At 54.2% G+C, this 517-nt stretch carries 1 pseudogene; it reads left to right on the forward strand.

The features are described 5' to 3' along the window. Positions 1-517 (forward strand): annotated as a pseudogene (locus AC1DVH_RS32590) (hypothetical protein); the annotation flags it as partial.

Here is a 517-nt window from a genome sequence, read left to right on the forward strand (position 1 = left end):
TTACGCTGCCCTTACGCTGCCCGTGTGCAAGGTGATATCGCGCAACCTGGCTGATGAGGTGATAGTTAAATTAAACGGCGTTGCGATACCGGCAACCGGGGCAGATTTCATCGGTGGCGGGGAAGCCCAAACACTCACTTTGGATTACAAGAACGCAGAAATGTTGAGGGGTGTTCCCTTGGCCCTTGACTGGGATCCTGCCTCGGGTCTTGTAACGGGTGATCTTGTTAGCCAGCCGCCTCTTCGCCAGCTATCCACAACCCACAAGTGGGCGCTCACAGGCGCAGCGAAAGATGGAACGTTCAAGTTGAAGTTGTCTAGCGAGGGAGAAGCCACGAGGCTTCTTACGCCGACTAACCGATTATTGGGACGTTATAAGCTGAGGTTCTTGAAGGCGCTTGATGGTGACTACGTGGAATTACCTGTTCCCCCAGCCGTGATAAGACTCCCGGAAGGTTATTATGACGCAGCTGTTCGGGTTACCGGACCGAACGACGCCCCCGTAGCGAATGTTTCA

The sequence above is a fragment of the Pseudomonas sp. P4_C3 genome (assembly GCF_056402075.1).